We start from the raw sequence: 15,505 nt of genomic DNA, 5'->3' as shown, positions 1-15,505 counted from the left end.
AGAGCGCGTCCATCGCTCGCGTGACGGAATATTATCATGCCTTATACCCTTCTCGACGCCGCCGCCTCGGGTGGCCTGTTCGTTGGCCGTGCCTGGAACCCTGCCGCCGAAGGCCCCAGCCTCGTGACGATCCGCGATCAACAGTTGATCGACATCACCTCGAAGGACGTGGCGACGATGAGCGCGCTTCTGGAGAGGCCCGATCTCGTCGCCTTCGTCCGCTCGGCTAACGGCAAGTCGCTCGGAACGCTCGAGGACATCGCCGCAAACAGCACCGGCAAGCCGGATGCCTCGCGCCCCTATCTGCTGGCGCCGGTCGATCTGCAGGCGGTCAAGGCTTGCGGCGTCACCTTCGCGCAATCGATGATCGAGCGGGTGATCGAAGAGAAGGCGGCGGGTAACCCCGACCGGGCGGCCGCGATCCGCGAGCGCGTCAGCACGCTGATCGGCGGAAGCCTCAACAATCTGAAGGCCGGATCTCCTGAAGCAGCCACGGTCAAGCAGGCGCTGATCGAGGAAGGCATGTGGTCGCAATATCTCGAGGTCGGTATCGGCCCGGATGCGGAAGTCTTCACCAAGGCGCCGGTGCTCTCCTCCGTCGGCTGGGGTGCCGATGTCGGCCTGCACCCGGTCTCGACCTGGAACAATCCGGAGCCGGAAATCGTGCTTGCGGTCAATAGTCGTGGCGAGATCCGGGGCGCGGCGCTCGGCAACGACGTCAACCTGCGCGATGTCGAGGGGCGTTCGGCGCTGCTGCTCGGCAAGGCGAAGGACAACAACGCCTCCTGCTCGATCGGCCCCTTCATCCGCCTGCTCGACGACAGCTTCGATCTCGATTCGGTGCGCAGCGCCGAGCTTGACCTGAAGGTAACCGGCGAAGACGGCTTCGTGCTTCATGGCAAGAGTTCGATGTCGAAGATCAGCCGCGACCCGACCGATCTCGTCCGCCAGACCTGCGGCGCGCATCACCAATATCCCGATGGCTTCATGCTGTTTCTCGGAACGCTGTTTGCCCCGACGCAGGACCGCGATGCGCCGAACCAGGGTTTTACCCACAAGATCGGCGACGTCGTGGAGATTTCGTCGGCCGGGCTCGGCTCGCTCGTCAATACGGTGCGCCGCTCGAACGACTGCGCGCCCTGGACCTTCGGCATCGGCGCGCTGATGACCAATCTGGCGAAACGCGGACTGCTTTAGGCGCGCGGCGCGAGTCGCTGTTGATGGCGGCGTCTGCGGCCGCCATCAAAAAACATCCGGGATAAGCCAGCACCGCCTGTCCATTCCAGGCCGCGGCCATATATGCACAGGTCAAGCGAAGCGAAGATGTGAGGGTGCGATGAAACGGACTGTGGTTGGGATTGTCGCCCTGGTTCTTCTGGCAGGATGCACGAGCGGAAAGAACTATTCCGCACCCGGCCTGACGCCGATTCCCGGCAGCATCATCTATAGCGGCCAGCCCCGGACGAAGCTCACCAAGTCGCCGATCGGTTCGACCTTCCCGCACGACTTCATCGACCAGTATGGGCAGCAGGTCGAGGAGACCTACATGATCCAGCCCGACCGCACGTTGAAGATTGTCGACCGTGTGGTCCGGCCGATCCGGTTCGGCGGTAGAGATTGAACTATCCGCACGTATAGAGGGTATCTAAACGCTTTTTAATGACAGATCACCTTATCGTCATAATCCTGAGGTTGAATTTGATCGCTTGCTAAGACAAACTGTTGTTGCTGGATAGGGCCGGTTTGCCGGGGACTGTTTCGCTTTGATTCCGGCATAGGACATACAGGATGAATGCAAAGACACCGAACGCAATCGATAGCTATGTGGGTTCCCAAGTCAGGATGCGCAGGCAGTTGCTGGGACTAAGCCAGGAAAGGTTGGCCGAGCAGATCGGCGTGACATTCCAGCAGGTGCAGAAGTACGAAAAGGGAATGAACCGGATCGGCGCCAGCCGGCTGCAGCGTATCGCTGAGGTTCTGAACACCACGCCAAGTTTCTTCTTTCAGCAGGATCCGTCTGAGCCTTTGTCGCTCGCCGGTCTCGATCTGACGGCAACGACCGATCCGGTCGCGGAATTCCTGCATTCCAAGGAAGGGCTCGCGCTCAACAAGGCGTTCATCAAGATCACGGACACGCAGCTGCGCGAAAAGATCGTGGCGCTGGTGAAAGCGATGGCGCAGACGCAGGTGGCCGCGGACAAATCCGCCGCCTCGTCCAACCAGTAGTGGAATTTCGGCCGACGGCGCATCGGCGCCGCGGCCCGCATGATATAAAAGTCTGCATGAGATGAAAGAAGGGGCGCCCATTTCGAGCGCCCCTTCTTCGTTTCTTGGGAGAATTCGATGTCGGACGACTACTCGTCGAGGTAGCGTTCCGTGAGACGCGCCCACATTGCCGCACCCGCCGTCAGGCTGTCGTCGGCGAAGTCGTATTTGGCGCTGTGCAGGATCGCCGAGTTCATTCCATTTCCGAGACGCAGGAAGCTGCCCGGCTTGTGCTGCAAGAAATGTGAGAAGTCCTCGCTGCCCGGGATAAGCGGGCAAAGCGCGACATTGCCTTCGCCCACGAGTTCCTCGGCCACCATGCGGGCGAACTCGGTCTCCTTCTCGGAGTTGACGACGACGGGGTTGCCGTAGGCGTAGTCGATCTCGACGGTGGCGCCGAAGCCTTCGACGAGCGACGTCGTCAGCGCCCGGATGCGCTTCTCGAGGATCTCGCGGACCTTCGGATCGAACGAGCGCACCGTCAAAAGCATGCTCGCGCTTTCCGGGATGACGTTGGCCACTTCGCCGGCATGGATGGCGCCGACCGTGACGACAGCTGTCTGCGTCGGATCGACGTTGCGCGAGATGACCGTCTGCAGCGAGACGACGAGATTGCAGGCGACGACGACGGGATCGATCGTCAGGTGCGGACGCGACGCGTGGCCGCCCTTGCCCGTGATCTTGATCTCGACCGTATCGGCAGCCGCCATCAGCGGACCCGAGCGCATCAGCCAGCTGCCTTCGGGCGCGCCGGGGTGGTTGTGCAGGCCGAAGATGGCGTCGAACGGGAAGCGCTCGAACAGACCGTCGTCGATCATCGCCTGGGCACCGCTGAAGCCGCCGGCCTCTTCGGCGGGCTGAAAGATCAGGTTGACCGTGCCGTTGAACTTGCGGGTGCGCGCCAGATATTCGGCAGCACCGAGAAGCACCGTCGTGTGGCCGTCGTGGCCGCAGGCATGCATCTTGCCGGGAACCTGGCTGGCGTAGGGCTTGCCGGTCTGCTCGGTGATCGGCAGCGCGTCCATGTCGGCGCGGATCGCGATGCTCTTTTTGCCGGCGCCCTGCGTCATGCGGGCGACGACGCCGTTGCCGCCGACGTTGCGGGTCACTTCATAGCCCCAGCCCTCGAGCTTTTCGGCGACGAAGCGTGCGGTTTCCGTCTCTTCGAACGACAGTTCGGGATGGGCGTGCAGATGCTGGCGGATGGCGCGCAGTTCGGCGTCCATGGGCTCGAAATCCGAAAGGCGGGCGAAATCGTTGTCGATGGTCATGTCCGTTCCAATTCTTTGCATGCGTGGTCCGCTACCGGCCCCATGACAGGGCCGGCCGGGTCTTCGATTGCATCACGGGCGGCGCTCGGCCGGATGAGCTGGACGTCAGAGAAAGCGCGACAGGAAGGCCTGCGTGCGCGGATGCTGCGGATTGCCGATCACATCCTCGGGCTTGCCCTGCTCGACCACGACGCCACCGTCCATGAACACCACCCGGTCGGCCGCTTCGCGGGCGAAGCCGATCTCATGGGTGACCACGATCATCGTCAGGCCCTGCTTGGCGAGATCGCGCATCGTCGACAGCACTTCGCCGACGAGTTCGGGATCGAGTGCCGAGGTCGGCTCGTCGAAGAGCATCAGCTTCGGCTTGATCGCGAGCGCCCGGGCGATCGCCACGCGCTGCTGCTGGCCGCCGGAGAGCTGGCGGGGATAGGCATTCGCCTTCTCCGACAGGCCGACACGCTGCAGGAGCTGCTTGGCGTTTTCGATGGCGTCCTTGCGGTTCTCACCGTGGACGCCGACCGGCGCCTCGATGATGTTCTGCAGCACCGTCATGTGCGGATAGAGATTGAACTGCTGGAACACCATGCCGATCTTGCGGCGCTGGCGGGCGATGCCGTTGGGCGAGAGCCGCTCCAGCCGGTCCTTGCGCACCCGATAGCCGATCTGCTCGCCATCCACCTCGATGTATCCCTTTTGGATGGACTCGAGGTGGTTGATACAGCGCAGGAAGGTCGACTTGCCCGATCCCGACGGGCCGAGAACGACGACGACTTCGCCCGGCATGATGTCGAGGTCTATGCCCTTCAGCACTTCGAGATGATCGAAGGACTTGTGGACATTGCGCGCCTGAACCAGCGGCTTGGTATTGGAGACGGCGGTCAATGGCTTGCCTCCTCTGCAGCGGCAACAGTGGCCGGCTTGGCGGTTGCGCCATTGCGGCGTTCGCTACGGCCGTAATAGGCTTCGATGTAGCTCTGGCCGATGTTGAGCACCGAGGTGATGAGCAGGTACCAGATGACAGCGACCAGCAGCATCGGGACGATCTCGAAGGTGCGGTTATAGATCGACTGCACGGAGTAGAGCAGATCGGCCATGGCGATGACGCTGACGAGCGAGGTCGCCTTGATCATGCTGATCAGCTGGTTGCCCGTCGGCGGAACGATCGAGCGCATCGCCTGCGGAATGATGATCCGCCACAGCGCCCTGCCCTTGGTCATGCCGAAAGCTTCGGCGGTTTCCGCCTGGCCGCGATCGACCGACAGAAGGCCGCCGCGAATGATCTCGGCCATGTAGGCCGCTTCGTTCAGCGCGAGGCCCACGATGGCAGCCGTCATCGGCGTGATCACCGCATTGGTGTCCCAGCTGATGAGCGATGGGCCGAAGGGAACTGATATCGACAGCTGCGGAAACAGCGTCGACATGTTGTACCAGAAGATCAGCTGTACCAGCAGCGGCGTGCCGCGGAAGAACCAGATGAACAGCGAGGCAAAGCCTTTCGCCAGCCGGTCGTTCGACATGCGCATGATCGCGATGATCAGGCCAAGCGCGACGCCGAGGATCATCGCGATGACAGTCAGGCCAAGGCTGACATAGAGGCCGCTGATGACGGTTGGGTCGAAGAAATATTGGGCAACGACCGGCCAACCGAAATTCTCGTTGTTGGCGACGATCCAGAAGAAATCGATGACGACGATGGCGATGACCGCCCAGAGAACGAGGCGTCCCGTTCTGAAAGGCGTATGCGCGGTAACGACGTCGCGGAAGTCAGCACCGCCCGAAGGCGGTGCATTGGTCGTGGTGTTGGTGCTCATTTGGGAAGCTGTCCGCCGAGGTTGAGGCCGGGTTCCTTGATCATGTTGTTCTCAAGGCCCCACTTTTTCATGATCGCGGCATAGCTGCCGTCGGCCATCAGTACCTTGATGGCGTCGATCAGGATAGGGCCGAGCGGCGAACCCTTGGGAACGACAGCGCCCTGGAAGATATCCTCGAAGCCGTTCTTCTGGCCGACGCCAGTCAGTTCGAGCTGGCCGTTTGCCTGGCTGACGAAATAGGTCAGCGGCGCCTGCGAGGAGAAGAAGGCGTCGGCGCGCTTGGAGCGCACGGCGAGGATCGAGCTTGGCTGGTCGGTGTAGGACTGCACTTCGACGCCGCTCTTGCCGTCGGCCTTGCACTTGTCCGACTGGGTCTTGATCACGCGCTCGGCGGAGCCGCCGGCCATGACCGAGATGCGCTGGCCACAGGCCGTGTCGAGCGAGGTGATGCCCTTCGGGTTGCCCTTCACGGTCGCGAAGACGACGAATTCCTGAACCCAGTCGACGAAGTCGTTGGACGCTTCACGGTCCTTGTAGTCGCCAACGGGGCCGAAGGCGAACTGGTAGCGGCCGGAGTTGACGCCGGCGAGCAGTGCCGGCAAACCGCCGACCGTCTCATGCTCGATCTTGACGCCGAGGACGGCGCCCAGCGCTTCCGTCAGATCGGCGCTGGCGCCGGTCATGACGGTGCCGGTGACGATTTCGTAGGGAGGGAACGAACCGTTGTTGACGGAGATCATCTTGCCCGAGGTCTTGATGGCATCAGGCAGCTTGTCATGCAGCGCGGCGTTGAGCGCCGGCTTCGGCAAGGCCGCGTCCTCTGCCATCGCGGCACTGGTGGCCACGGCGCTTGCCAGGACGAGGTAGGTCATCTTCTTCAGCAACATGTTCATTCCCCTTATTAATGCTGTCGTGGTTGCATGCGGTTAAGCGGTGGTACCCGTGCGGCTGCCGTCGGTATCGAACGGGAAGAGTTCCAGCGGCGTCATCTTTCGGGCGAGAATGCCCTGGGCGTGCAGCTCGGCCGAGAAATCGGCGATCATCTTCTCGTTGGCGGCAAGGCCGTTTTCATCCCAGTTCGCAGGGAGTTCGAGGGAGGTCTTCAGGAGCTCGTCGAACATCCACGGCGACGTATCTGCATATTTGCGGCGCTTGTTCAGCCACATGCGCTGCGATTCCTCGATCAACTGGCTGAGCTCGGCAATGATCCAGGGGTTCTCTTCCACGATCTCAGCCTTGATGCCGATGAGGTGCATGCCGGGTACATATCCCACCTCGTCGAAATATCGACGCTCGGCGCCACGGAAATCGGAAAGAACCTGCCGGAAAGGTGAACCATTGGCAAAATAGCCATCCGGCATGAATGGCGTGAAGATCGCGTCGAGCTGGCCTTCGCGCAGCAGGTCGACCATCGGTCGTTCGCCGGGGGCGGCTTCGATCAGGCCGGGGCGGCCGAAGCCGTCAAGCCGATCGACAACAGGATGCGCTTCCGTCAGGCGGCCAGCATACCACATCGCGTTCTCGACCTGAACGCCTTCGCGGCGCACGGCGGCGCGCGTCCATGTGTTGCCCGAGTCGCGCCAGCCGGTGACGCCGATGCGCTTGCCTGCAAGCTGCGACAGCTCGGTGATCGGGCTGTCCTTCATGGTGATGACGCAGCGATGGCGGAAGCCGCGCATGATGAAGTTCGGAATGCCGACGACGCTGTGATCACCGTCGTAGCGCAGCTGGGTGTAGCGGCTGAAGGACATTTCGGCTGCGTCACAGGTGTCGCTCTTGCCGACATGCGAGACTAGGGTGCCGATGCGCTCGACCTTGACGTCAAGCTTCGACGACGAAACGTCGCCGAGGATGAGAGGAGTCATATAGTCCCAGTCGCGAAGGGCAAGGCGAAGTGTGATCGGCATTTGCATTCACTCTCAAAATTTCTTGTCTGGCGCATCGTTAAATGTTCAAATGATGCCGATCAAATGATATTACGTTATTGAACATTAAATATGGTGCGAAAATGAGCGACAGTCGAGATGCAGCCTGGTTTGCCCAAAAAATAACCGATCGAACAATTCGCGGGATTGCGCTCGAGACCAGCGCCCTGATCCGCGGCGGTGCGCTGCCTGTTGGCACCAAGCTGCCGGCCATTCGCGATCTGGCCTTTGCTCTGGGCATCAGCCCGGCTACGATCTCCGAGGCGTGGAGCGAACTGCGGCGCCAAAAAATCATCAGCGGCCGTGGGCGCAATGGGACATGGGTGAGCGGCGATCGCTTCGTCGCCAAGCCTGAGCGACTGGCAAGTTCCGGCAACTACGGCGAGGATGTGCTGAACCTGACGTCCGCAGTTCCCGACATCACGCTTCTGCCTAAGCTTGAGAAGGCAATGGTTTACGGCGCATCCGCCGAGAACCTGAACAGCTACGAGCGCAACCGTATTCTACCCGAGCTCGAGGCGGCGGTGAGAGAAACTTGGCCCTATGAGGCCGAGGCGTTTCTCGCCACCAATGGCGGCTACAATGCCGTCTATACACTGATGAACGCGCTTGTCATGCCCGGTGCGGCGGTCGCGATCGAAAACCCCACGGCGATGCGCCTGCTCGATATTCTTGAGGATCGCGGCGCCCGTATCATCCCGGTCGAGTGTGACCGTGACGGCCCCCTGCCCTCGTCCCTGCGCGAGGCCATGGCGTATCGCCCGGTCGCCTTCGTCTTTCAGCCGCGCATCCATTCGGTCACCGGCCAGACCGTCACGGCAGCGCGGATGCAAAACCTTGCCGACATCCTGCGCGATGCCGATACTCTGATCGTGGAGGATGACGGTGTCGGCGATATATCCGATGCGCCGAGGCAATCGATGGGAGACATTTTCCCCGATCGAGTAATCCACATATTTTCCTTCTCGAAGACCCACGGCCCCGATCTGCGTTTGGCCGCTCTCTCCAGTTCTCGGGCAATCGTCGAGCAGATCCAGTCGTTTCGCAGCTTCAGCGCCGGCTGGACGAGCCGCATCCTACAGGCGGCGGGCGCGTGGCTCATCCGCGATCAGGAGACGCAAGAGTTAGTGCGCCAGGCGCGCGCGATCTACGCGCAGCGCCGCCACGACCTCGTACAGGCACTGCGCGACCGAAACATAAACGCCGCGCATGGCTCAGGGCTTTCGGCTTGGGTGCCGGTCTCTTCCGAACCATTCGCGATGGTGACGCTCGCCGCACGCGGGATTGCCGTGCATCCGGGCGCGAAGTTCTCGCTGCTACCAGGAAACTACTTGCGCGTGGCGACCGCCACACTGTCCGATCGCTGCATCGAGGTCGCGGATTCGATCGCGCTCGCGGCATCGCATGATTGATTGGCGGATAGCGATATCCGTCTGATCCCCGCAGCTTGGCGTGAACGTCAGTAGCTGCACGTCCAATTGTTGGTTGGCCTAAATCCGTCGTTGCAAGCCGGGTTCGTTGACGTTCGAGGATTATAGTAGTTGTCGGCCGGATTATGGTTCGGGCCTGTCGTGCATGCGGACGTGAGCGCGGCCAGAAATATCAGTATCCCGGCAGATACGAGCCTTTGAACTGCGACCATTAAACTTCCCCCGATGGCTTGCCTCTATCCAAAAATGCTCCGCTGACACAGGAGATACAAGGCCGAGATAGGTCTCCGCCCCCGTCCTCCAAGCCGCGCTTGTCTCAGCTTTGCGGCGATGCGTGTAACCCGTCCACATTTCGACCTGCTTGACACAAAAGAAAAGTGACTTAATCTAGTCGACGGATCGGAGGATGCCCGTTGTTGTGGAGGCAGCGGCTCGGAATGGGATCCTGAATCGGGAGGAAATACTGGTGAAGAACAAGGCAATCATGCTCGCCCTTCTGGCGGGTTCGTTCCTGGCCGCGCCTGTTATCGCGGCGGCTCAGGATCTGATCACGGGCGACATCGTCGGCAAGGCCGATGCGCCCAACAAGCTCATTTTCCGCATGACGACAGACGGGCCGCGCAACAACGAGCCTGTTTATGCAGAGGGTTACAGCAAGCTCTTCAACGACTTCATCGCCAAACGCCCCGACTGGCAGATCGAGCTGCAGATGATGTCTGGTGATATCGGCCAGGAGCAGGCGCGCATGCTCGAGCAGGCGAAGTCGGGTTCGGCGCCCGATTGCGCTGCGGTCGATTCCTTCGTGCTGCCGCTCTTCAAGAAATCCGGCGTGCTGCAATCCTTCTCGCCCTATTTCAGCAAGGAAGAGATCGGCCAGCTGTTTCCCTTCATCCGCGAGGGCATCACCGGTGACGACGGCAACATCTATGCCTGGTGGTGGTCGACCGACCTGCGCGTCCTCTACCGCAACAAGGAGATCGTGCCTGACGCGCCCCAGACCTGGGATGACCTGAAAAAGGCCGCGCTGCATTCCGTCGACGAAGGCATGGAAGGCATTCTCTTCAACGGCAGCCGCTACGAGGGCACGACCTTCGACTGGCTCGCCAACTTCTGGGGTCAGGGCGGCAAACTGGTTGACGATCAGGGCAAGCCGATCTTCGGCGAGGGCGACAACCGCGCGAAGTTCATCAAGGCCGTGAACTATTATCGTGATCTGGTCGAATCGGGTGCGGCTCCCAAGCGCGTCGCGACGCTCGGCAGCTATGACGATTTCAATGCCGCCGCAGCGGCCGGAACGACGGCGCTCTTCGTTGGCGGCAACTGGCAGTATGCGCAGCTGAAGACCGCGCTCGACGAGGACGAGTTCGCCAAGTGGACCTTCTCTCCCCTTCCCGGCCCGACCGCCAATGAGCGCTCAACCGGCACCGGCGGCTGGACCGTTGCCGCCTTCAGCAAGGATGCCGCCAAGGTGAAGGTCTGCGCCGACCTTGCCCGCGAAGTCTACATGGGGCCGGCCAACGCTCTACAGGAACAGCTGCCGACCCGCGCCGACCTCTACGACAAGTACGAGGTCTTCTCGACGCCGGCGAATAAGACCTTCGCCGAAGCCCTGAAGGTCGGCCAGGCGCGGCCGGGAGCTGCGGTGTATCCGGAGATATCCAACCAGATCCAGATCATGATGGGCAAGGTGCTGACAGGCACGCAGGCGACGGAAGCCGCCGTCGACGAGGCCTTCACCGCCTCGCTCAGCGCCTTCAAACGGAGCTGAGCCGATGATCGGTGGCGCGGGGCAACCTCACCCGCGCCACCGATGCCGACTGCCTGATCTCAATGACACATGACCGGACGGATCGATGACCAATCTCAGCATTGCGGCCGAGACTGCGCCTACCGGAAGCAGGCTTGCCGCGCGAAAGTTCTATCCCTCGCCCGCGCCCTGGCTAATGCCGCTGATCCTCGTTCTCGGGGTCTTCTATCTCTATCCGCTGATCGACGTCTTCCGCTTCGCCTTCACCAACATTTCGCTCGTCGGTAACGACGAGGAATACACACTGCGGACGATCGCCAACACGCTTTCGAAGCCCGAATTGCTGCAGATCCTCTGGGTGACGCTCGTCTTCACCGGGTCCAGCGTCGTTGCTCAGCAGGTGCTCGGCCTGTTCATAGCCCAGGTTGTCGTGCGTAGCGAAAAACGCGGCCTGTTCGGTTCGACAATCGTGCGCACCACTGCACTGGTCGCCTGGGTGGTGCCTGGAATCGCCGGCGGCATCATCTGGAAGATGCTGTTCAACGAGGCGCCCTTCGGCGGCCTCAACAGCCTGCTCAGGATGCTCGGCGCCTCGCCCGTTCAATGGTTGTCCGATCCGAACATGGTCATGTGGTCGGTCGTGATTTCCAACGTCTGGCGCGGAACGGCCTTTTCGATGGTCGTCATGTACGCCGCCATCAAGGCGATCGATCCGGAGCTCTACGAAGCCGCCGAGATGGACGGCGCCAATCCCTGGCAGCGGATGATCTACATTACCCTTCCACAGTTGCGCGCGGCGATCCTCGTCAACATGATCCTGATCACCATCCAGACGCTGAACACCTTCGACGCGATCATCTCGCTGACCGGTGGCGGCCCGGGCCGGGCGACGGAGGTTCTGTCGCTCTACACGTTCAACGTGGTCTTCCGGAATTATGATCTGGCGGCCGGCGCGGTTCTGTCTATCCTCATGCTCGTCATCAGCCTCAGTCTGGCGCTCGTCTATGCCCGCTTCCTGCCGAAGGGAGAACCCCAATGATCAATTCGAGACAGGAACGCATCGGCGATCTCTTCAGCTATCTCTTCATGCTGATCACCTTCCTCTTCTTCGCCTGGCCGCTGGTCTGGCTGCTCTCGCTGGCGCTGCGCACCCGCAAGGAAGTGTTTCTTGGCGTCTCAAGGCTGATCCCCAAGTCGCCGACGCTCGACAATTTCATCGCGATCCTCTCCTCCGACAAATTCGCGGGCTATCTCTGGAACGCGCTCATACTTTCAGCCTCGAGCGCGATCGGCTGCCTGATCGTGGCATTGCCGGCGGCCTATGCCTTCTCGCGCTTCCCGTTTCGTGGCAAGGGCCCGTGGATGATGGTGCTGCTCGCGTTCCAGATGATCTCGCCGCTCGTCATCATGGTGCCGCTCTACCGCTACATGGCCAAGATCGGCCTCACAGACAGCCATTTCGGCGCGACGATGGTCTACATCGCGCTTGCCGTGCCGATGGTAACGTGGATACTCAAGGGCTTCATCGACGGCATCCCGCGCAGCCTCGACGAGGCGGCGCTGATCGACGGATGCAGCCACTTCGGCGTTTTCTGGCGGATCATTCTGCCGCTCTCGACACCGGGGATTGCGTCCGCCTTCATCATCTCCGTCATCGCCGGCTGGTCGCAATTCCTCGTGCCCTTCCTGCTGATCAGCAAGGAAGCGCTGATGCCGATCGGCGTCGGTATCTTCCAATATGCAGGAACCCAAAACGATAGTTCCATCCAGCTGTTGGCGGCCGCCTGCCTCGTGTCTGTCGTGCCCGCCATCGTCGCATTTCTTTCGCTCCAACGCCTCATTCTCGGCGCCATGACGGCCGGTGCCGTCAAGGGCTGATGTCTTTTCAAACCTCAGGATATGATCATGTCGCTTACGCTTGCCCAACGCCTCGACCGCATCCGCGTCCGCATGTCGGAACTCGAACACTGGCGCGCCCGTGAAACCGTCCAGATCAGCGATTGGACCTTCGACGGCGAGCCGATCGCGATCGGCGCCGCATGGCCACGCAAGGATGGCACGGTGAGCTTCGCCGCCTCGGCGCGCGTGCCGGAGCATTGGCCGGTCGAGGAAGCCCGCCTCAGCCTCAATCTTGGCGGAGAAAGCCTGATCACCATCACCGACGAGGCCGGCAACGAAACGCGCCTTGGCCTCGACCCCTATCACCAGGAATTTCGCCTGACGTCGCGCCGGATCAAGATCTCCTCGGAGACGGTCGCACGCCTGCCGTTCGGCGAGCCGGTCCGAGCGCCCCGGCTCGATCGGGCAAACCTCTTGTGGCTGGATGGGCCGGTCGACCGGTTGTGGCTGCTCCTGCGGCAGATCTCGGAGGCGGTCGACACGCTGGAGGGACATGAGGTCATTCCGCATCTGATCGATATCGCCGAAGCCGCCATGCGCGGGCTCGACTGGCCGTCATCGACCGCAGCCTATATCGCGCGCATGTCGCCATCGGTCGGCCAGCAGAAGATCTGGCAGCTGCCGGAACTCGAAACGGCTCCCGAGGGTCTAAACCAAGGGCAACGCGCGAGCGTGGTCGCGGCTTACGACACGCTGATCAAGGAGCTGAAGCAGCTGCGCGAACGCTTCCCGCCGCAGGGCGAGATCGCGCTGACCGGTCACGCCCATATCGACCTTGCCTGGCTGTGGCCCTACCGCGAGACCCGCCGCAAGATGCGCCGCACCTTCCACACGGCGCTCTCGCTGATGGAGCAGTCGTCCGACTTCCGCTTCAACCAGTCGACGGCGCATTATTACAACCAGATCGCCGAGGACGATCCCGAACTTTTGAAGCGCATCGTCGAGCGCGTGAAGGAAGGGCAATGGGAAACGCTCGGCGGCATGTGGGTCGAGCCCGACACCAACATGCCGACGGGCGAGAGCCTCAGCCGGCAAATCCTCTACGGCCAGCGCTACTTCGAAAAGACCTTCGGCGTTCGCCACACCGTCTGCTGGCTGCCGGATTGCTTCGGCTTCTCCGGCGCCCTGCCCCAGCTGCTGCGCCAAGGCGGGATGAAGAGCTTCTTCACGATCAAGGTGAACTGGTCGGAGACCAACAAATTCCCGGCCGACCTCTTCTGGTGGGAAGGCCTCGACGGCAGCCGGGTGCTGACCCACACCTTCGATAACCCGATGCACGGCTATAACGGCTTTGTGCAGCCGGATTGCTTCGTGCCCACTTGGCGGAACTTCCAGCAGAAGGACAAGCACGAAACGACGCTTCTGGCCGTCGGCTATGGTGACGGTGGCGGCGGCGTGACGCCGGAGATGATCGCCCGCGAAGAGCAGCTGCGCGCCTTCCCGGCACTGCCCGCTGCACGCTGGACCAAGGTGCACGACTTCTTCGAGGGCGCGCACAAGAGTGCCACCGAAAAGGAGCTCACGACGTGGCAGGGCGAGATCTATCTCGAGCTGCACCGCGCGACGCTGACCAGCCAGAGCGTCGTCAAGCGCCTGCACCGCAAGGCCGAGCGCAGCCTGATCACGGCGGAAACCCTCGCCGGACTGGCGCATCTCATGGGCGGCGAGAAGCCGGCCTCGCTGGAGAACGAATGGCGCGTTGTCCTCAAGAACGAGTTCCACGACATTCTGCCGGGCTCCTCGATCGCCGAGGTCTATGCCGACAGCGCTGAAGAACTCGACGCCGTGATCGCCGATGGCCAGGCTGCGCAGGCGAGCGCATTGGAGGCGATCGCCAAACAGTTGCCATCGGGAAGCGGCAGCAATGTGCTGGTGGTCAACCCATCGCTTGACGAACGCCCCGTGCGGCTGACGCTGGCCGATGGCAGCCACGTCTCGTCACGCGACAGCATCGCCCCGCTCGCCATCGCGGTCATCGACATTGCCTCGCTGAAGGCGCAGCCGGGCCTTTCGGCGAGCAACAGCCACCTTGAGAACGAAACGCTGAAGGTGACGTTGGCCAAGGACGGCTCGATTGCGAGCATCCTGCACAAGCCAAGCGGCCGCGAGTCGCTGGAAGGCGCCGGCAACCGGCTGTTCGTCTACCCGGCGGACAAGCCGCGCAACTGGGACGCATGGGACGTCGAGGAGGACTATGCCGCGCGTGGCGAGGAGATCACCGCGCTTGATAGCATCGAGCTGATCGAAAACACGGCACACCGCGCCGCGATCAGGATCGTGCGCACTTGGCGCCACTCGCGCATCACGCAGATCCTGTCGCTCGGCGCCAATGCCCGCCGGCTGGATATCCAGACCGAGCTCGACTGGCACGACCGCCGCGCCTTCCTCAGAACGCTGACTGATGTTGCCGTGCGCAATGCGCGCGCCACCTGCGAATGCGCCTATGGCGTTGTCGAGCGGCCCACCCACGCCAATACATCCTGGGACGCGGCCATGTTCGAGGCCCCGGCGCATCGCTTCGCCGATCTCTCGGAACCGGGCTTCGGCGTCGCGATCCTGAACGACGCGAAGTATGGGCACAGCATCCGAGGCAACGTGCTCGGCCTCTCGCTGCTGCGCTCGCCCATCTATCCCGACCCGCTGGCCGATGAGGGGCTGCAGAGCTTCACCTACTCGCTGATGCCGCATGAGGGGTCGTGGTACGAGGGCGGCGTGCGCGAGGAGGCCGACGACCTCAACCAGCCGCTGCTGGCGATGGCCGTCTCCGACCGCGCCGTCGGGGCATGGCAGCCGATCAAGGCTGAGGGTATCGACGCGGCTCTCTCGGCGGTCAAGCCGTGCGAGGATGGAGATGGCCTGATCCTGCGCGTCTACGAGCCCGCCGGCCGCCGCGGCGCCTTCGGCCTGACGCTGCCGCAGGGGTGGCGCAACGAGGGAACGGTGAGCATCCTCGAAGAACCGATGCGCGATGTGCCGGTCGAGGGATTAATGCCGTTCCAGGTGAAGAGTTGGCGTATTTCGCCCTAAGTCGACGTCAACGGATGGTCGGAGCCCAGCCACCGAGCGGCTGGGCTCTTTCCGTTTACGACACAATGACTTAGACTCGATAGGTCTTGTGGCGGTTCAACATGTGCGGCACCTAAGGGGAGAAGAC

General features: G+C 62.2%; 13 protein-coding genes. 8 read left to right on the top strand and 5 right to left on the bottom strand.

Annotation, left to right across the window (positions count from 1 at the left end; translation table 11 throughout):
- Positions 1 to 36: 36 nt before the first annotated feature.
- From ACIQUB_RS28475 to ACIQUB_RS28465, 3 genes are all read left to right on the top strand, one after another.
- On the top strand, positions 37 to 1,197 hold the full coding sequence (locus tag ACIQUB_RS28475; protein WP_402934489.1) for a fumarylacetoacetate hydrolase family protein: 1,161 nt from the start codon (positions 37 to 39) through the stop codon (positions 1,195 to 1,197).
- Positions 1,198 to 1,336: 139 nt separating this feature from the next.
- Positions 1,337 to 1,621: a membrane lipoprotein lipid attachment site-containing protein gene (locus ACIQUB_RS28470; protein WP_402934486.1), complete on the top strand. Its 285-nt coding sequence runs from the start codon at positions 1,337 to 1,339 to the stop codon at positions 1,619 to 1,621.
- Between the two features lie 167 nt (positions 1,622 to 1,788).
- Entirely contained in the window at positions 1,789 to 2,226 is a 438-nt protein-coding gene (locus ACIQUB_RS28465; protein WP_018901631.1) for a helix-turn-helix domain-containing protein, read from the top strand.
- Positions 2,227 to 2,354: 128 nt separating this feature from the next.
- Here ACIQUB_RS28465 and ACIQUB_RS28460 read toward each other — a convergent pair whose 3' ends face one another.
- The 5 genes from ACIQUB_RS28460 to ACIQUB_RS28440 form a co-directional block, all read right to left on the bottom strand.
- On the bottom strand, positions 2,355 to 3,536 hold the full coding sequence (locus tag ACIQUB_RS28460) for a M20 aminoacylase family protein (RefSeq protein WP_018901630.1): 1,182 nt from the start codon (positions 3,534 to 3,536) through the stop codon (positions 2,355 to 2,357).
- 105 nt (positions 3,537 to 3,641) lie between these two features.
- A complete protein-coding gene (locus ACIQUB_RS28455; RefSeq protein ID WP_112435666.1) occupies positions 3,642 to 4,421 on the bottom strand; it encodes an amino acid ABC transporter ATP-binding protein in 780 nt (259 codons plus the stop codon).
- Positions 4,418 to 5,350 (bottom strand): amino acid ABC transporter permease, encoded by a 933-nt coding sequence (locus ACIQUB_RS28450; protein ID WP_402934481.1) that lies wholly within the window; start codon positions 5,348 to 5,350, stop codon positions 4,418 to 4,420. Before ACIQUB_RS28450 ends, ACIQUB_RS28455 begins: the two co-directional genes overlap by 4 nt.
- Positions 5,347 to 6,237 (bottom strand): ABC transporter substrate-binding protein, encoded by an 891-nt coding sequence (locus tag ACIQUB_RS28445; RefSeq protein WP_026283574.1) that lies wholly within the window; start codon positions 6,235 to 6,237, stop codon positions 5,347 to 5,349. The genes ACIQUB_RS28450 and ACIQUB_RS28445 overlap by 4 nt, the downstream gene beginning before the upstream one ends.
- Before the next feature lie 39 nt (positions 6,238 to 6,276).
- Positions 6,277 to 7,257, bottom strand: a complete 981-nt coding sequence (locus ACIQUB_RS28440) for a nitrate ABC transporter substrate-binding protein (protein WP_402934478.1) — start codon at positions 7,255 to 7,257, stop codon at positions 6,277 to 6,279.
- A gap of 101 nt (positions 7,258 to 7,358) precedes the next feature.
- Between ACIQUB_RS28440 and ACIQUB_RS28435 the strand changes: the two genes are divergently transcribed.
- The 5 genes from ACIQUB_RS28435 (at position 7,359) to ACIQUB_RS28415 (ending at position 15,378) form a co-directional block, all read left to right on the top strand.
- A complete protein-coding gene (locus ACIQUB_RS28435; protein WP_402934475.1) occupies positions 7,359 to 8,687 on the top strand; it encodes a PLP-dependent aminotransferase family protein in 1,329 nt (442 codons plus the stop codon).
- A gap of 502 nt (positions 8,688 to 9,189) precedes the next feature.
- Complete coding sequence (locus ACIQUB_RS28430; protein WP_402934638.1) at positions 9,190 to 10,473, top strand: extracellular solute-binding protein; 1,284 nt, start codon at positions 9,190 to 9,192, stop codon at positions 10,471 to 10,473.
- Between the two features lie 85 nt (positions 10,474 to 10,558).
- Positions 10,559 to 11,491 (top strand): carbohydrate ABC transporter permease, encoded by a 933-nt coding sequence (locus ACIQUB_RS28425; protein WP_402934472.1) that lies wholly within the window; start codon positions 10,559 to 10,561, stop codon positions 11,489 to 11,491.
- Positions 11,488 to 12,330: a carbohydrate ABC transporter permease gene (locus tag ACIQUB_RS28420; protein ID WP_047503834.1), complete on the top strand. Its 843-nt coding sequence runs from the start codon at positions 11,488 to 11,490 to the stop codon at positions 12,328 to 12,330. Before ACIQUB_RS28425 ends, ACIQUB_RS28420 begins: the two co-directional genes overlap by 4 nt.
- 27 nt (positions 12,331 to 12,357) lie before the next feature.
- A complete protein-coding gene (locus ACIQUB_RS28415; protein WP_402934469.1) occupies positions 12,358 to 15,378 on the top strand; it encodes an alpha-mannosidase in 3,021 nt (1,006 codons plus the stop codon).
- The last annotated feature ends 127 nt before the right edge of the window (positions 15,379 to 15,505 follow it).

Origin of the sequence: Rhizobium sp. NPDC090275, assembly GCF_044772225.1 — a bacterium.
Lineage (GTDB): Bacteria > Pseudomonadota > Alphaproteobacteria > Rhizobiales > Rhizobiaceae > Rhizobium.
Note: the sequence above shows the minus strand (reverse complement) of the source record. Positions and strands in the feature narration are given on the sequence as shown.

Bases quoted from the DNA above. Each gene is read 5' to 3' on its own strand.
- ACIQUB_RS28445 (WP_026283574.1), bottom strand. From the start codon at position 6,237: ATGTTGCTGAAGAAGATGACCTACCTCGTCCTGGCAAGCGCCGTGGCC.
- ACIQUB_RS28420 (WP_047503834.1), top strand. From the start codon at position 11,488: ATGATCAATTCGAGACAGGAACGCATCGGCGATCTCTTCAGCTATCTC.
- ACIQUB_RS28460 (WP_018901630.1), bottom strand. From the start codon at position 3,536: ATGACCATCGACAACGATTTCGCCCGCCTTTCGGATTTCGAGCCCATG.
- ACIQUB_RS28440 (WP_402934478.1), bottom strand. From the start codon at position 7,257: ATGCCGATCACACTTCGCCTTGCCCTTCGCGACTGGGACTATATGACT.
- ACIQUB_RS28470 (WP_402934486.1), top strand. From the start codon at position 1,337: ATGAAACGGACTGTGGTTGGGATTGTCGCCCTGGTTCTTCTGGCAGGA.
- ACIQUB_RS28425 (WP_402934472.1), top strand. From the start codon at position 10,559: ATGACCAATCTCAGCATTGCGGCCGAGACTGCGCCTACCGGAAGCAGG.
- ACIQUB_RS28435 (WP_402934475.1), top strand. From the start codon at position 7,359: ATGAGCGACAGTCGAGATGCAGCCTGGTTTGCCCAAAAAATAACCGAT.
- ACIQUB_RS28475 (WP_402934489.1), top strand. From the start codon at position 37: ATGCCTTATACCCTTCTCGACGCCGCCGCCTCGGGTGGCCTGTTCGTT.
- ACIQUB_RS28465 (WP_018901631.1), top strand. From the start codon at position 1,789: ATGAATGCAAAGACACCGAACGCAATCGATAGCTATGTGGGTTCCCAA.
- ACIQUB_RS28430 (WP_402934638.1), top strand. From the start codon at position 9,190: ATGCTCGCCCTTCTGGCGGGTTCGTTCCTGGCCGCGCCTGTTATCGCG.
- ACIQUB_RS28450 (WP_402934481.1), bottom strand. From the start codon at position 5,350: ATGAGCACCAACACCACGACCAATGCACCGCCTTCGGGCGGTGCTGAC.
- ACIQUB_RS28415 (WP_402934469.1), top strand. From the start codon at position 12,358: ATGTCGCTTACGCTTGCCCAACGCCTCGACCGCATCCGCGTCCGCATG.